Annotated in this window: 11 protein-coding genes and 4 tRNA genes; 12 read left to right on the top strand and 3 right to left on the bottom strand. The window is 66.5% G+C overall.

Annotated features, from left to right (window positions below; all coding sequences use genetic code 11):
* Positions 1-438: 438 nt before the first annotated feature.
* The 3 genes from TEF_21925 to TEF_21915 form a co-directional block, all read right to left on the bottom strand.
* Positions 439-702: a hypothetical protein gene (locus TEF_21925; protein ANK83158.1), complete on the bottom strand. Its 264-nt coding sequence runs from the start codon at positions 700-702 to the stop codon at positions 439-441.
* A 275-nt stretch (positions 703-977) separates the two neighbouring features.
* Positions 978-1053, bottom strand: a tRNA-Thr gene (locus tag TEF_21920).
* 35 nt (positions 1054-1088) lie between these two features.
* Positions 1089-1790 carry a 23S rRNA (guanosine(2251)-2'-O)-methyltransferase RlmB gene (locus TEF_21915; protein ANK83667.1) on the bottom strand — a complete coding sequence of 234 codons (702 nt, stop codon included), beginning with the start codon at positions 1788-1790 and terminating at the stop codon, positions 1089-1091.
* Between the two features lie 1020 nt (positions 1791-2810).
* Here TEF_21915 and TEF_21910 point away from each other — a divergent pair.
* The 12 genes from TEF_21910 to TEF_21855 all read left to right on the top strand — a co-directional run bounded on the left by TEF_21910 (position 2811) and on the right by TEF_21855 (position 16549).
* A tRNA-Tyr gene (locus tag TEF_21910) sits at positions 2811-2895 on the top strand.
* Positions 2896-2951: 56 nt separating this feature from the next.
* Positions 2952-3025, top strand: a tRNA-Gly gene (locus TEF_21905).
* A gap of 94 nt (positions 3026-3119) precedes the next feature.
* On the top strand, positions 3120-4307 hold the full coding sequence (locus TEF_21900; GenBank protein ANK83157.1) for a translation elongation factor Tu: 1188 nt from the start codon (positions 3120-3122) through the stop codon (positions 4305-4307).
* A gap of 37 nt (positions 4308-4344) precedes the next feature.
* Positions 4345-4420 (top strand) — tRNA-Trp (locus TEF_21895).
* A 59-nt stretch (positions 4421-4479) separates the two neighbouring features.
* Positions 4480-4767, top strand: coding sequence for a preprotein translocase subunit SecE (locus TEF_21890; GenBank protein ANK83156.1), 288 nt, complete (start codon positions 4480-4482; stop codon positions 4765-4767).
* Positions 4768-4769: 2 nt separating this feature from the next.
* Positions 4770-5303, top strand: coding sequence for a transcription termination/antitermination protein NusG (locus TEF_21885; protein ANK83155.1), 534 nt, complete (start codon positions 4770-4772; stop codon positions 5301-5303).
* Between the two features lie 245 nt (positions 5304-5548).
* Entirely contained in the window at positions 5549-5977 is a 429-nt protein-coding gene (locus TEF_21880) for a 50S ribosomal protein L11 (GenBank protein ID ANK83154.1), read from the top strand.
* 4 nt (positions 5978-5981) lie between these two features.
* Positions 5982-6689, top strand: coding sequence for a 50S ribosomal protein L1 (locus TEF_21875; protein ANK83153.1), 708 nt, complete (start codon positions 5982-5984; stop codon positions 6687-6689).
* A 324-nt stretch (positions 6690-7013) separates the two neighbouring features.
* Complete coding sequence (locus tag TEF_21870; GenBank protein ANK83152.1) at positions 7014-7529, top strand: 50S ribosomal protein L10; 516 nt, start codon at positions 7014-7016, stop codon at positions 7527-7529.
* 61 nt (positions 7530-7590) lie between these two features.
* On the top strand, positions 7591-7971 hold the full coding sequence (locus tag TEF_21865; GenBank protein ANK83151.1) for a 50S ribosomal protein L7/L12: 381 nt from the start codon (positions 7591-7593) through the stop codon (positions 7969-7971).
* A 258-nt stretch (positions 7972-8229) separates the two neighbouring features.
* Complete coding sequence (locus TEF_21860; protein ANK83150.1) at positions 8230-12327, top strand: DNA-directed RNA polymerase subunit beta; 4098 nt, start codon at positions 8230-8232, stop codon at positions 12325-12327.
* A 52-nt stretch (positions 12328-12379) separates the two neighbouring features.
* Positions 12380-16549 (top strand): DNA-directed RNA polymerase subunit beta', encoded by a 4170-nt coding sequence (locus tag TEF_21855; GenBank protein ANK83149.1) that lies wholly within the window; start codon positions 12380-12382, stop codon positions 16547-16549.
* The last annotated feature ends 282 nt before the right edge of the window (positions 16550-16831 follow it).

Below are 16831 nucleotides of genomic sequence, written 5' to 3'. Positions count from 1 at the left end.
CGAACCTCACGCGTCGATCATCCGCAATGCCCTTGAGGGCTTCGCAAGCGGACAGTTCCAGACGCAATCGGAAGTGGTCCGCTACCTGGAATCGGAGCCCGAGTTTCCCAAGGACCGTCCGGACGGCACGATCATTCAGCAGACCGTGAAGCGGATGCTTGAGCAGATTTTGTACGGCGGATACGTCGCGATGCCGAGCTGGGGCGTCTCGATGCGCGAGGCCAAACACGAAGGGATTGTGAGCAAGGAAACTTTCTGGCGCATACAGGAGCGCCTGAAACAGCGTCCGGTTAAGCCCGCTCGAAAAGACACGAGCGACGACTTTCCGCTCCGTGGCGCCGTGTCGTGCGCTGAATGCGGTTATTCGCTGACGGGGGGATGGAGCAAGGGAAAGTGCAAGCACTACGCCTACTACTCGTGCCACCATCATGGGTGCGATCAGAGGGGCAAGGGCATTCCGAAGGCGAAGCTGGAAACCTGCTTTGAGGAAGTGCTCCATTCGCTCCAGCCGACACGCCAGTACCTCAACCTCATCAAGGCCATGTTCGTTCGAGCCTGGGACGCGCAAGCAAAGCGTCTCGAAGCCGCGACCAAGCTCCATGCGGCAAAGGCCCGTGAGATCGAAGCCGAGATCGGCATGGTGCTCGACAAGATGCTCGAAGTCAGCAATCCACGCGCCTTGAGCGCGTTCGAGGGGCGCATTGCGGAACTGGAAAAGAAGAAGCTGATCGCCCTTGATAAGGCGTCCAGAAAGCCTGTACCGGCAAGGCCTTTCGAGGAAATGTTTGAACTCGCCCTTCGATTCCTCGCAAGCCCTTATGATTGCTGGAAAATCGGTGGCTCCGAGGCCCGCTCACTTGTGATCAGACTGGCGTTTTCAGAGCCTCTTTCGTATGTCCGCGATACAGGCTGTTTGAACACCAAAAAATCAAGCGTTTTCAGCTTGTTAGAGGGTGGTTGCGAGTCTGCATTGAAGATGGTGCCGGCGGAGGGACTTGAACCCCCAACCTACCGCTTACAAGGCGGTTGCTCTACCAGTTGAGCCACGCCGGCGACGGTGCAGGAGGTAGCGGAAAACGCCCCGCCTGTCACGCGTCGCGGCGGTAGAGGGCATAGCAGGCGATGGCCGCCGCATTGGAGACGTTCAGGCTCTCCACGGCGTCCGACATGGGGATGGAGACCAGCAGGTCGCAGTTCTCCGCCGTGAGCCGCCTCAGCCCCTTGCCTTCGGCGCCGAGCACCAGGGCGACGCGCTCGAACTCGGCCGCGGCCTCGATCGGCTTTTCCGCAGCGCCGTCCAGGCCGATGCGCCAGTAGCCCCACTCCTTGAGCATGGCCAGCGTCCGGGAAAGGTTGGTGGGGCGCAGATAGGGCACGCTCTCCAGCGCCCCCGAAGCGGCCCGGGCCAGGGCGCCGGTCACCGGCGCCGCGTTGCGTTCCGGCGCGATCACCGCCCGCGCGCCGAAGGCGGCGGCCGTGCGCATCACCGCGCCGACATTGTGCGGATCGCTGACCTGATCGAGCAGGATGACCAGCGAACGGCCTTCGGGCTTCAGCAGGCTCTCCACGGAGGGCGGATTGAGCGTCGAGGCGTAGGCCGCGATGCCGCCATGGGTGGCGTCGGCGTCGTAGCGGGCGAGCATGTGGTCCATGTCCGCGCGGGTCGCCTTCTCCAGCAGGGCGTGCCCGGCGATGCCCGCCTGCTCCGCCATCTGTTCGGTGGCGACCAGACGGCCGATGTCCCGCTTCGGATTGTTCAGTGCGGCCAGCACGGCATGACGGCCGAAGATCCAGTGTTGCCCTTCCTGGGCGCCGCCGCCCTTGCCGCCCGACCGGACCTCGACGGAAACCGGACGGCGGCTGCCGCCGGGCCGCTCGCGGCGGCCGGGCTCGCGCCCTTCGGGGCGGCGGAAATGAGTGCGTCCGTCGCGGCGGTCGCCGCGCTGCCCCTCCCGGGCGACGCGGTCCTCGCGCTCGCGGTCCTCGCGGGTGCGGAAGGGGCGTTCGTCGCCGCCCTCGCGCCGCGGTCCGCGATCGTCGCGCCGTGGTCCGCTGTCGGCCCGGTCGTCGCGTCTGGGCGGCCTGTCGCCGCCGCGTTCGCCCCTGTAGCCGCCACGGTCGCCGCGCGCCTCCCGGTCATCCCTCCGGTCCCGACCGCCGCGATTGTCCCGGTCGTCGCGCCGTGGCGGGCGGCTGTCGCCCTGTCCGCCACGAGGGGCGCCGCGGTCGCCACGATAGTCGCCGCCGCCTTCGCGCCGGGGCGGGCGATCACCGCGTCCCTGAGACTGGCTGCGGTCATCGCGCCTGGGCGGCCGCTCGCCGCCGCCCGGACCCTGACTGCGGTCGTCGCGCCGGGGCGGGCGATCACCGCGCGCCTGGGTCGGCCCGCGGTCGTCGCGCCTGGGCGGCCGGTCGCCGCCGCCCGGACCCTGACTGCGATCGTCGCGCCGGGGCGGGCGATCACCGCGCGCCTGAGTCTGACCGCGGTCGTCACGCCTGGGTGGCCGGTCCCCGCGGCCCTGGCTCTGGCCGCCGGCGGGACGGCGTTCGCCGCCGTCGCGTCCGCGCCCGCCACGTCCGTCATTGCGCGGGCCGTTGCGCCCGCCGCGATTGTCTCTGCGATCATCCATCGGCGGGCTTATATTGAGTGCGCCGGTCCGGAGCAACAGCGATCACAGGGGCCCCGGCCCGCTGTGCGGATTCGCCGGGGGCCGGCACAGCTCCGCCAATGCCCGGCAACGCGGTTGACAGGGCAGGTGATTTGACGATAGAGCACCTCGCGCTCGAAACCATCCGACATGAGCCGATACGGAGGGATGCCCGAGTGGTTAAAGGGGACGGGCTGTAAACCCGTTGGCTATGCCTACGTTGGTTCGAATCCAACTCCCTCCACCATCGCTCACGCCGAGGTCCACGGGCGCAGGACGACATGGCGGCAGGCCGGAATCCAGGCGGGTGTAGCTCAATGGTAGAGCCCCAGCCTTCCAAGCTGGTTACGTGGGTTCGATTCCCATCACCCGCTCCAGCCGCGCCGGGTCGTCGCGAAGGCTGAAATAAGAATCCGTGTTGCTCGGTCGATGGGCCGCGGCCGGAAACCAGGAAGAACGAGGCGCTAGGATATGGCCAAGGAGAAGTTTGAGCGTAACAAGCCGCACTGCAACGTTGGCACGATTGGCCATGTTGACCACGGCAAGACGACGCTGACGGCGGCGATCACGATGACGCTTGCGGAGTATGGCGGCGCGGTGAAGTCGTACGCGGACATCGACAACGCGCCGGAGGAGAAGGCGCGCGGCATCACGATCTCGACGGCGCATGTGGAGTACGAGACGGAGAACCGTCACTACGCGCATGTCGACTGCCCGGGTCACGCCGACTACGTGAAGAACATGATCACGGGCGCGGCGCAGATGGACGGCGCGATCCTGGTTGTTTCGGCGGCGGACGGTCCGATGCCGCAGACGCGCGAGCACATCCTGCTGGCGCGCCAGGTCGGCGTTCCGGCGCTGGTGGTGTTCATGAACAAGGTCGACCAGGTCGACGACGAGGAGCTGCTGGAGCTGGTGGAGCTTGAGATCCGCGAGCTGCTGTCTTCGTACGATTTCCCCGGCGACGACATTCCGATCATCCGCGGCTCGGCCCTTGCCGCGGTCGAGGGGACGAACGACGAGATCGGCAAGAAGGCGATCCTGGAGCTGATGAAGGCGGTGGACGACTACGTGCCGCAGCCGGAGCGCCCGAAGGACCAGCCGTTCCTGATGCCGATCGAGGACGTGTTCTCGATCTCGGGCCGCGGCACGGTGGTGACGGGGCGCGTGGAGCGCGGCGTCGTCAAGGTTGGCGAGGAGGTCGAGATCGTCGGCATCCGCGACACCAAGAAGACGACGTGCACGGGCGTGGAGATGTTCCGCAAGCTGCTGGATCAGGGCGAGGCGGGCGACAACATCGGCGCGCTGCTGCGCGGCGTGGCGCGCGACGACGTGGAGCGCGGTCAGGTTCTGGCGAAGCCGGGGTCGATCACGCCGCACACGAAGTTCAAGGCGGAGGCCTATATCCTGACGAAGGAGGAGGGCGGCCGTCACACGCCGTTCTTCGGCAACTACCGGCCGCAGTTCTATTTCCGGACGACGGACGTCACGGGCGTGATCGAACTGCCGGAAGGCACGGAGATGGTGATGCCGGGCGACAACGTCGCCATGACGGTGCAGCTGATCAACCCGATCGCGATGGACGAGGGCCTGCGCTTCGCCATCCGCGAGGGCGGACGCACCGTCGGCGCCGGCGTCGTCGCGTCCATCATAGAGTAGTATCGCGTACAGGCGGGCCAGCCGGCCCGCCGGGCATAGGAGTGTAGCTCAACTGGCAGAGCACCGGTCTCCAAAACCGGGGGTTGGGGGTTCGAGTCCCTCCACTCCTGCCATGCCCGACCCTGAAGCGGCTGGCGCGCAAGTGTTGGCGTAGAACAGCAGAAAGATCGCTATGGCCAAGTCGAAGTCCGGGACCCCGCGCGGTCGCGGCCAGAAAACGACCCCCGCGGCATCGTCCAAGCCGGCCGACAAGCCCGCCCCGAAGAAGAAGGTCGGGCCGGTCGAGTTCCTGCGCCAGGTCCGGGCCGAGGGCGCGCGCACGACCTGGCCGACACGCAAGGAGACGGGCGTCACCACCATGATGGTCTTCATCATGGTCGCCATCGCGGCGGTCTTCTTCCTGGTGGTCGACATCATCATCCAGACGGGTGTCGGCTTCATTCTGGAACTGGGGAGCTGACCATGACAGCGCGCTGGTACATCGTTCACGCTTATTCCGGTTTCGAGAAGAAGGTCGCCCAGGCGATCCGCGAGCAGGCCGTCCAGAAGAACATGACCGACCTGATCGAGGAGGTCATGGTGCCGATGGAGGAGGTCGTGGAAATGCGCCGCGGCCAGAAGGTCAGCGCCGAACGCAAGTTCTTTCCCGGCTACGTGCTGGTGAAGATGGAACTGACCGACGAGAGCTATCACCTGGTCAAGAACGTCGGCAAGGTGTCGGGCTTCCTGGGCTCGGGCAACAAGCCCCAGCCGATCCCGGAAAAGGAAGCCATGCGCATCCTGCAGCAGATGCAGGAGGGCATCGAGCGGCCCAAGCCCTCGATCACCTTCGACATCGGCGAGCAGGTCCGCGTCTCCGACGGGCCCTTCGCCTCGTTCAACGGCGTCGTCGAGGATGTCGACGAGGAGCGCGCCCGGGTCAAGGTGTCGGTCTCCATCTTCGGCCGCGCCACGCCGGTGGAGCTCGAATACACCCAGGTGGAGAAGCTGGACTGAGCGCCGCCGCCCGCCGATCGGGCGAAAGGCGATTCTTTTTCCTTGAATCGGATGGCCGGGGGCTATAAAAGCCGTCGGCTCAACCAAATGCCTCGAGGTGCATCAAACTGATCCGACTGCGACGCGGGTTCGGCGACACGGACCGGGTACGCAGCGAGGTCACGCGCGCATTTGGCGAGCGAACGGTGTGGAAGGCCCGCCATGGCCGCACCACGCCCCCTTGGTAGACGTCAGAAGGGTCTGAAATGGCAAAGAAGATCGCAGGCTACATCAAGCTGCAGGTGCCGGCGGGCGCCGCCAACCCGTCGCCGCCGATCGGTCCCGCGCTGGGTCAGCGCGGCCTGAACATCATGGAGTTCTGCAAGGCGTTCAACGCCGAGACGCAGAACATGGAGAAGGGGATGCCGATCCCGGTGATCATCACCGCCTATTCGGATCGCTCCTTCACCTTCGTGTCCAAGACGCCGCCGGCGTCCTACTTCCTCAAGAAGGCCGCCGGCCTGCAGAAGGGCGCCGCGACGCCCGGCAAGGGCTTCGTCGGCCAGGTGACCAGGGCGCAGGTCCGCGAGATCGCCGAGCAGAAGATGCCCGATCTCAACGCCGCGGATCTGGACCAGGCGATGAAGGTGATCGCGGGCTCCGCCCGCTCGATGGGCCTGCAGGTGGTGGAGTAGAACGATGGCGCGCAAGGGAAAACGTTACACTGCCGCCCAGGAGGGCATCGACCGCGACGCGCAGGTGTCGCTGGAAGAAGCGATCAAGGCGGTGAAGGCCAGGGCGGTCGCCAAGTTCGACGAGACCGTGGAGATGGCCGTCAACCTGGGCGTCGATCCGCGGCACGCCGATCAGATGGTGCGCGGCGTGGTGCAGCTGCCCAACGGCACGGGCAAGACCGTCCGCGTGGCGGTCTTCGCCAAGGGCGACAAGGCCGATGAGGCCACCGCCGCCGGGGCCGACATCGTGGGCGCCGAGGACCTGGCCGAACGGGTGCAGGCCGGCGACATGCCCTTCGACACCGTGATCGCGACGCCCGACATGATGCCGGTGGTCGGCCGGCTCGGCAAGGTGCTGGGCCCGCGCGGCCTGATGCCGAACCCGAAGCTCGGCACGGTCACGCCGAACGTCAAGGAAGCGATCGCGGCGGCCAAGGGCGGCCAGGTGTCGTTCCGCGTCGAGAAGGCGGGCATCGTCCATGCCGGCATCGGCAAGGCCAGCTTCACCGAGGAACAGCTTCTCGGCAATGCGCGCTCCCTGGTGGAGGCGCTGCTGAAGGCGAAGCCGGCGGGCGCCAAGGGCCAGTATCTGAAGCGCGCGGCGGTCAGCTCGACCATGGGGCCGGGCGTGAAGATCGACATCTCGACGCTCAATCCGCAGCCCGCGGCCTGAGCGTCGACCACGGAATTCCGCCGCCGGGTCCAACCGGTGGCGGCGCGGTCCCGACGGCCCCTGCGGCCCGAGGGATCACCTGTCCGAGACTGCAGGCGCCGCGACGGCTCCGCGCCCGAACGGCTTAATCCGAAGCCGGGCCTGCAATAGACGGGAGTTGCGAACCGGAATGAACGCGGTCCGCCGCGCGCGTTTCCGGGTCAAGACCCTGGGGCAGGACATGAAGAGGGACGGGGAGCCTCGGCTCCGCAAACCAGCCGTCCCAGGGCTGGAACCCCGAAGCCGGATCGCCGGCCGAAGGGTTCCGTGAGAAGGAGCGAAAGAGTGAACCGGGAAGAAAAGGCGGCGCTGATCGGCGAGATGAAGGACGTGTTCGAGAACACGGCCCTCGTCGTCATCACCCACTACAAGGGCCTCTCGGTTGCGGAGATGACCGATCTCCGGAGCCGGGTCCGCGAAGCGGGCGCCAGCTTCAAAGTCACGAAGAACAGGCTCGTGAAGATCGCTCTCGAAGGCACGTCCTACAGTGCGCTCACCGACAGCTTCACCGGACCGACCGCGATCGCCTATTCGAACGATCCGGTCGCGGCGGCGAAGGTGGCGGTGGAGTACGCCAAGAAGAACGAGAAACTCGTGATTCTCGGCGGCGCGATGGGCGAGCATGTGCTCGAGGCCGACGGCGTCAAGGCTCTGGCCGAACTGCCGTCGCTCGACGATCTGCGCGCGAAGATCATCGGCCTGCTGAACGCCCCGGCGACCAAGGTCGCCCAGGTGGTGCAGGCCCCGGCTTCGCAGCTCGCGCGGGTGCTCAACGCATACGCCACCAAGGAAGACGCCTGACGGACAAGGTCTTCTCATACGGGCCCCGTCGACAACCTCACTGACCAAGGAAACCGAACAAATGGCTGATCTGGAAAAAATTGCCGAAGACCTCTCGAACCTGACCGTCCTCGAGGCGGCCGAACTCGCCAAGCTTCTCGAGGAGAAGTGGGGCGTCTCCGCCGCTGCCGCCGTCGCGGCGCCGGCTGCCGCAGCCGGGGGCGGCGGTGAAGCCGCCGCGGCCGAGGAGCAGACCGAGTTCGACGTCGTTCTGGCCGAAGTCGGCGACAAGAAGATCAACGTGATCAAGGAAGTCCGCAGCATCACCGGCCTGGGCCTGAAGGAGGCCAAGGAACTGGTCGAGGCTGCCCCGAAGGCCATCAAGGAAGGCGCTTCGAAGGACGAGGCCGAGAAGATCAAGGAGCAGCTCGAGGGCGTTGGCGCCAAGGTCGAGTTGAAGTGATCTGCGTGATTTCGCCGGCTGCCGGGTTTCCGGCGGCCGGCGGGATCGCCATCTGTCAGGCGGCGGCCACGTCGAGGGCGCCGCGGCGACCGGCCGGAGTGCGTCTCCGGGCGGTTGAAGGCGTTTAGGGCCCCCACGGCCCCGAACGGGGGATAGCGCGGCGCCCCGTCCCGGTCCGGCCCTGCCGGCCACCGGGTGCGAAAGCCGGCGGACAATGCGGGCCCGTCCACGAGGGCCCCGGTCGGACGAGGAACAGGAATGCCGCTTTCTTTTACCGCTCGCAAGCGCGTTCGCCACAACTTCGGCCGCATCGCCGAAGTGGTCCCCATGCCGAACCTGATCGAGGTTCAGCGGGCCTCCTATGAAACCTTCCTCATGGCCGATACACCGGCCGAGGAACGGGGCGACAACGGGCTGGAGGGCGTTTTCCGCTCTGTCTTTCCGATTTCCGATTTCTCGGAGACCTCGAGCCTGGAGTTCGTGCGCTACGAGTTCGAGGAGCCGAAATACGACGTCGACGAATGCATCCAGCGCGGGCTGACCTATGCCGCGCCGCTGAAGGTGACGCTGCGGCTGATCGTCTTCGAGGTCGACGAGGACACCGGCGCCAAGTCGGTCCTCGATATCAAGGAGCAGGACGTCTACATGGGCGACATGCCCCTGATGACGGACAAGGGCACCTTCATCATCAACGGCACCGAGCGCGTCATCGTCTCCCAGATGCACCGCTCGCCCGGCGTGTTCTTCGACCATGACCGCGGCAAGACCCACTCCTCCGGCAAGCTGCTGCACGCCGCGCGCGTCATTCCCTATCGCGGCTCCTGGCTGGACTTCGAGTTCGACCACAAGGACATCGTCCATGTCCGCATCGACCGCCGGCGCAAGCTGCCGGCGACGACGCTGCTCTATGCGCTGGGCATGTCGTCGGACGAGATCCTGGAGCATTTCTACGACACCGTGACCGTCGCCCACGACAAGAAGGGCTGGCGCGCGCCGTTCGACCCTGACCGCTATCGCGGTCAGCGCCTGCTGGCGGACATCACCGACGCCGACTCGGGCGAAGTGGTGGCGAAGGCCGGCGACAAGCTGGCGCCGCGCGCGGGCAAGAAGCTGGTCGAGGGCGGCATGAGCCACATGCTGATTCCGGCCGAGGACCTGATCGGCCGCTTCGTCGCCCATGACCTGATCGACGAGAAGACCGGCGAGGTCTTCGCCGAGGGCGGCGACGCCATCGACGAGAAGCTGCTGGAGACCCTGGTCGACGCCGGCATGACCGAACTGCCGCTGCTGGACATCGACAACATCACCGTCGGCGCCCACATCCGCAACACCTTGGCGGTGGACAAGAACACCAGCCGCGACACCGCGCTGGTCGACATCTACCGCGTCATGCGCCCTGGCGAGCCGCCGACCGAGGAGACCGCCGAAGCCCTGTTCCAGGGCCTGTTCTTCGATTCCGAGCGCTACGATCTCTCGGCCGTCGGCCGCGTGAAGCTGAACGCGCGCCTGGAGCTGGAGGCCGAGGACACCGTGCGCGTGCTGCGCAAGGAGGACATCTTGGCGGTCGTCACCTACCTGGTCGGCCTGAAGGACGGCAAGGGCGAGATCGACGACATCGACCATCTCGGCAACCGCCGAGTCCGCTCGGTCGGCGAGCTGATGGAGAACCAGTACCGCATCGGCCTGCTGCGCATGGAGCGCGCGATCCGCGAGCGCATGAGCTCGGTCGAGATCGACACCGTGATGCCGCAGGACCTGATCAACGCCAAGCCGGCGGCGGCGGCGGTGCGGGAGTTCTTCGGCTCCTCGCAGCTCAGCCAGTTCATGGACCAGACCAACCCGCTCTCCGAGGTCACCCACAAGCGCCGCCTCTCGGCCCTCGGCCCGGGCGGCCTGACCCGCGAGCGCGCCGGCTTCGAGGTGCGCGACGTGCACCCGACGCACTATGGCCGCATCTGCCCGGTGGAGACGCCGGAAGGCCCGAACATCGGCCTGATCAACAGCCTGGCCAGCTTTGCGCGGATCAACCAGTACGGCTTCATCGAGAGCCCGTACCGCCGGGTGAAGGACGGCAAGGTCACCGAGGAGGCCGCCTATCTCTCCGCCATGGAGGAAGGCCGCTACACCATCGCCCAGGCAAACGCGCCCTTCGATCCGGAGACCTTCGCCTTCACCGAGGATCTGGTTTCCAGCCGCCATGGCGGCGAGTTCATCCTCGCCCGGCCGCAGGACATCGACTACATCGACGTCTCGCCGAAGCAGCTCGTGTCCGTCGCCGCGGCGTTGGTGCCGTTCCTGGAGAACGACGACGCCAACCGCGCCCTGATGGGCGCCAACATGCAGCGCCAGGCGGTGCCCCTGCTGCAGCCCGAGGCGCCCTATGTCGGCACCGGCATGGAATCCGTGGTGGCCCGCGATTCGGGCGTCACCGTGGTGGCGCGCCGCGACGGCGTGGTCGAGCAGATCGACGCGGAGCGCATCGTGGTCCGCGCCACCGACGTGGCCGACCTGTCGCGTTCGGGCGTCGACATCTACAAGCTGCTGAAGTTCCAGCGCTCCAACCAGTCGACCTGCATCACCCAGCGGCCGCTGGTGAAGGTCGGCGACATGGTGAAGGTCGGCGACATCATGGCCGACGGCCCCTCCACCGACATGGGCGAACTGGCGCTCGGGCGGAACGTGCTCGTCGCCTTCATGCCGTGGATGGGCTACAACTTCGAGGACTCCATCCTCATCTCCGAGCGGATCGTGAAGGACGACGTCTTCACCTCGATCCACATCGAGGAGTTCGAGGTCATGGCCCGCGACACCAAGCTGGGCCCGGAGGAGATCACCCGCGACATTCCCAACGTCTCCGAGGAGTCGCTGAAGAATCTCGACGAGGCCGGCATCGTCTACATCGGCGCCGAGGTCGAGGCGAGCGACATCTTGGTCGGCAAGATCACGCCGAAGGGCGAGAGCCCAATGACGCCGGAGGAGAAGCTGCTCCGCGCCATCTTCGGCGAGAAGGCGGCGGACGTGCGCGACACCTCGCTGAAGATGCCTCCGGGCACCTCCGGCACGGTGGTCGAGGTGCGCGTCTTCAACCGCCACGGCGTCGAGAAGGACGAGCGCGCCCTGCAGATCGAGCGCGACGAGATCGAGCGCCTGCGCAAGGACATGGAAGATGAACGCGCCATCTACGAGCGCAACATCTACGCCAGCCTGCGCAACCTGCTGCTCGGCAAGGAGGCGGAGAGCGGTCCCCGCGGCTTCCGCACCGGCGTCGCGATCACCGAGGACGTGCTGGGCGGCCTGAGCCACGGCCAGTGGTGGCAGATCGTGCTGGCCGACGACAAGGCGATGGCCGACATCGAGGCGCTCAGGCGCCAGTTCGACGAGGCCATCGGCGCCCTGCAGGCCCGCTTCAACAACAAGGTCGAGAAGCTGCAGCGCGGCGACGAGATGCCTCCGGGCGTGATGAAGATGGTCAAGGTCTTCGTGGCCATCAAGCGCAAGCTCCAGCCCGGCGACAAGATGGCCGGGCGCCACGGCAACAAGGGCGTCATCAGCCGCATCGTGCCGGAAGAGGACATGCCCTTCCTGGAGGACGGCACCCCGGTCGACGTGGTGCTCAACCCCCTCGGCGTGCCGAGCCGCATGAACGTCGGCCAGATCCTCGAGACCCATCTGGGCTGGGCCGCGCGCGGCCTGGGCCTGAAGATCGGCGAGGCGCTGGAAGGCGTGAAGGCCAACGGCAAGGGCACCAAGCCGCTGCTGACCGAATTCGCCAAGGTCTACAACGACGAGGAGATGTCGGACATCCAGGCGCTCGGCGACGAAGAGCGCATGGAGCTGGCGACCAATCTCAGCCGCGGCGTGCCCATGGCGACGCCGGTGTTCGACGGCGCCCGTGAGCCCGACATCGTGGAGATGCTGGAGCGCGCGGGTCTGGACCGCACCGGCCAGGTCATGCTGCACGACGGCCGCACCGGCGAGCAGTTCGACCGTCCGGTGACCGTCGGCTACATCTACATGCTGAAGCTGCACCATCTGGTGGACGACAAGATCCACGCCCGCTCGATCGGCCCCTACAGCCTGGTCACCCAGCAGCCGCTGGGCGGCAAGGCGCAGTTCGGCGGCCAGCGCTTCGGCGAGATGGAGGTCTGGGCGCTGGAAGCCTATGGCGCGGCCTACACGCTGCAGGAGATGCTGACGGTGAAGTCCGACGACGTGGCCGGCCGCAACAAGGTCTACGAGGCGATCGTCCGCGGCGACGACACGTTCGAGGCCGGCATCCCCGAGAGCTTCAACGTGCTCGTCAAGGAAATGCGCTCGCTGGGTCTGAACGTCGAACTCAGGGATTCCGACGGCTGATGGCGGGTTCCGCCCCGAACCCCCTCGGCCCTACCTTCGGAGGTAAGTAACCATGCAAGACGCCCTGCAACTGTTCGGTCAGCAGCAGACGGCCCAGAGCTTCGATCACATCAAGATCGGCCTGGCCAGTCCCGACCAGATCCGCTCCTGGTCCTTCGGCGAAGTGAAGAAGCCGGAGACCATCAACTACCGCACCTTCAAGCCGGAGCGGGACGGCCTGTTCTGCGCCCGCATCTTCGGTCCGATCAAGGACTACGAGTGCCTGTGCGGCAAGTACAAGCGCATGAAGTACCGCGGCATCATCTGCGAGAAGTGCGGCGTCGAGGTCACGACCCAGAAGGTCCGGCGCGAGCGCATGGGCCATATCGAACTGGCCGCGCCCGTCGCCCACATCTGGTTCCTGAAGTCGCTGCCCAGCCGCATCGGCCTGGTCCTCGACATGATGCTGAAGGATCTGGAACGGGTGCTGTATTTCGAGCAGCACATCGTCATCGAGCCGGGTCTGACGCCGCTGAAGCGCTTCCAGCTCCTCACCGAGGAGGAGTTCTACGACTACCAGGACGAGTACGGCGAGGACGCCTTCACCGCCGGCATCGGCGCCGAGGCGGTGCGTGACATCCTCATGGGCCTGGACCTGCAGGAAATCCGCCAGGATCTGCGCCGCGAGCTGGCCGAGACCAAGTCGGAGCTGAAGCCCAAGAAGATCGTCAAGCGCCTGAAGCTGATCGAGGCCTTCATCGAATCCGGCAACCGCCCGGAGTGGATGATCCTGGAGGTCATTCCCGTGCTGCCGCCGGAACTGCGCCCGCTGGTGCCGCTGGATGGCGGCCGCTTTGCGACCTCCGACCTCAACGATCTCTACCGCCGGGTGATCAACCGCAACAACCGCCTGAAGCGGCTGATCGAGCTGCGCGCGCCGGACATCATCGTGCGCAACGAGAAGCGCATGCTGCAGGAGGCGGTCGACGCCCTGTTCGACAACGGCCGCCGCGGCCGCGTCATCACCGGCGCCAACAAGCGCCCGCTGAAGTCGCTTGCCGACATGCTGAAGGGCAAGCAGGGCCGCTTCCGCCAGAACCTGCTGGGCAAGCGCGTCGACTATTCGGGCCGTTCGGTCATCGTGGTCGGTCCGGAGCTGAAGCTGCACCAGTGCGGCCTGCCCAAGAAGATGGCGCTGGAGCTGTTCAAGCCGTTCATCTACGCCAAGCTGGAACTGCAGGGCCTCGCGCCCACCGTGAAGTCGGCCAAGAAGCTGGTCGAGAAGGAGCGCCCGGAGGTCTGGGACATCCTGGAGGAGGTCATCCGCGAGCATCCGGTGATGCTGAACCGGGCGCCGACGCTCCACCGCCTCGGCATTCAGGCCTTCGAGCCGGTGCTGATCGAGGGCAAGGCGATCCAGCTCCATCCGCTGGTCTGCACCGCGTTCAACGCGGACTTCGACGGCGACCAGATGGCGGTGCACGTGCCGCTGTCCCTGGAAGCCCAGCTCGAGGCCCGGGTGCTGATGATGTCGACCAACAACATCCTCTCGCCCGCCAACGGCAAGCCGATCATCGTCCCCAGCCAGGACATCGTCCTCGGCCTCTACTACCTGTCGATGCAGACCGACGGCGCGAAGGGCGAGGGCATGATCTTCGCCACCGACGACGAGATCGAATATGCGCTCGATCACGGCGTCGTCGCCATGCACGCGAAGATCAAGGCGCGCTGGAAGACGGTCGACGCCGAGGGCAACGAGGTCACCGAGCTGGTCGAGGCCACGCCGGGCCGCATGCTGATCGCGCGCGAACTGCCGAAGAACGCCAATGTCCCCTTCTCCCTGGTCAATCAGCTGCTGACCAAGAAGGAGATCGGCAACATGATCGACATCGTCTACCGGCACGCCGGTCAGAAGGAGACGGTCATGTTCTGCGACCGGATCATGGGCCTGGGCTTCGCCCACGCCTGCTGGGCCGGCATCTCCTTCGGCAAGGACGACATGATCATCCCCGAGGCCAAGGAGAAGCTGGTCGGCGAGACCAACGAGCTGATCAAGCAGTACGAGCAGCAGTATCTCGACGGCCTGATCACCACGGGCGAGAAGTACAACAAGGTCGTCGACGCCTGGATGCAGTGCTCCGACAAGGTCGCCGACGAGATGATGAAGGGCATGGAATCGACCCGCCTGGCCAACAACGGCCAGCCGAACTCGATCTACATGATGGCCCATTCCGGCGCCCGCGGCTCGCAGGCCCAGATGAAGCAGCTCGCCGGCATGCGCGGCCTGATGGCCAAGCCTTCGGGCGAGATCATCGAGACCCCGATCATCTCCAACTTCAAGGAAGGCCTGACCGTGTCGGAGTACTTCATCTCCACGCACGGCGCCCGCAAGGGCCTGGCCGACACCGCCCTGAAGACGGCGAATTCGGGCTATCTCACGCGGCGTCTGGTGGACGTGGCGCAGGACGCGGTGATCACCGAGGTCGACTGCGGCACCACCCAGGGGCTGCTGGTGCGCGAAGTGGTCGACGGCGCCGACGTCATCGCGCCGCTGGGCGAACGTATCCTGGGCCGTACCTCGGCCGAGGACATCACCGACCCGGTGAGCGGCGACGTGCTCTACAAGGCCGGCACCCTGCTCGAGGAGCCGGAGGTCGAGGTCATCAGCGACGCCGCCGTGGAGGCGGTGCGCATCCGCTCCGTGCTGACCTGCGAGAACCGCCAGGGCGTCTGCGCGGCCTGCTACGGCCGCGATCTGGCCCGGGGCACGCCGGTGAACCAGGGCGAGGCGGTCGGCGTCATCGCGGCGCAGTCCATCGGCGAGCCGGGCACTCAGCTCACCATGCGCACGTTCCACATCGGCGGCGCGGCGCAGGCGGGCGAGAACTCCAGCGTCGAGGCGGCCTATGACGGCTCGCTGAAGATCGAGGACCGCAACGTGGTCGAGGATTCGCAGGGCCGGCTGGTGGTGATGAACCGCACCACCGAACTGGTGCTGCTGGATCAGAACGGCCGCGAGCGGGCCCGTCACCGCGTGCCCTATGGCACCCGTCTGTCGAAGGACCACGGCAAGCCCGTGGCGCGCGGCGAGAAGATCGCCGAATGGGATCCCTACACGATCCCCGTCATCACCGAGAAGTCGGGCGACGTCACCTATCGCGATCTGGTCGACGGCGTCAGCCTGCGCGACGTGGTCGACGAGAACACGGGCATCGCCTCCAAGGTCGTCATGGACTGGAAGAGCCAGGCGGGCGGCAACGATCTCCGGCCCCGCATCACGCTCCGCGACGAGAAGGGCGAGGTGATCAACCTGGAGAACGATCAGGAAGCCCGCTACTTCCTGCCGGTGGACGCGATCCTGTCGGTCCAGGATGGCCAGAACGTCCACGCCGGCGACGTGCTGGCGCGCATACCGCGCGAGGGCTCGAAGACACGCGACATCACCGGCGGCCTGCCGCGGGTGGCGGAGCTGTTCGAGGCCCGGCGGCCGAAGGACCACGCCATCCTGGCGGAGGTCGACGGCCGGGTGGAGTTCGGCAAGGACTACAAGGCCAAGCGCAAGCTGACGATCATCCCCGATGACGACAGCGAGGAGCCGGTCGACTATCTGATCGCCAAGGGCCGCCACATCCTGGTCCACGAAGGCGACCAGGTCCGCCGCGGCGACTATATCGTCGACGGCAATCCGGCGCCCCACGACATCCTGAAGATCCTGGGCGTCGAGGCGCTGGCCGAGTTCCTGGTCAACGAGATCCAGGAGGTTTACCGGCTGCAGGGCGTGAAGATCAACGACAAGCACATCGAGGTCATCACCCGCCAGATGCTGCAGAAGATCGAGATCACGCGCACCGGCGACACCACGATGCTCATCGGCGAGCAGATCGACCGCCACGAGTACGAGGCCGAGAACGCCAAGGTCGCGAAGGAGGGCGGCGAGATCGCCAGGGGCGAGCCGGTGCTGCTGGGCATCACCAAGGCCAGCCTGCAGACCCGGTCGTTCATCTCCGCGGCGTCCTTCCAGGAGACCACGCGCGTGCTTACGGAGGCGTCGGTCAACGGCAAGGTCGACGACCTTGCCGGCCTGAAGGAGAACGTCATCGTCGGCCGTCTGATCCCCGCCGGGACGGGCGCGATGATGAACGAGATCCGCCGGGTGGCCGCCGAGCGCGACCGCAAGCTGGCGGAGGAGAGCGCCAGGCCGGAGGCCGAGGAGCCGACCGCGATCCCCGCCGCCGGGGAGTAGTCCGGCGGCGCGCGGTCGACCGCGAATGATGGAGGGGGCGGGCGTCTCGGCGTCCGCCCCGTTCCGTTCTTGAAAGATTGTTGCGTGGACGCAGCGGAATCCGTTCGATTCCGTCCCTCAAGTCGTTCCGCTAACTCCCTTTCCAGGCAGTGGTTTTTTCCGCGCTTTTGCTGTTGACGCTATGGGGGCGCCTTCATATAGTCCGCGCCCATTGCGGTGCTGGTAGTTGGCTTCGTCCAAGACGCAGTTCCGTTCGTCCAAGCTCTGACAGTGGCCAGTGGA

The sequence above is a fragment of the Rhizobiales bacterium NRL2 genome (assembly GCA_001664005.1).
GTDB lineage: Bacteria > Pseudomonadota > Alphaproteobacteria > Minwuiales > Minwuiaceae > Minwuia.
This window is presented reverse-complemented; position numbering and strand designations above follow the sequence as displayed.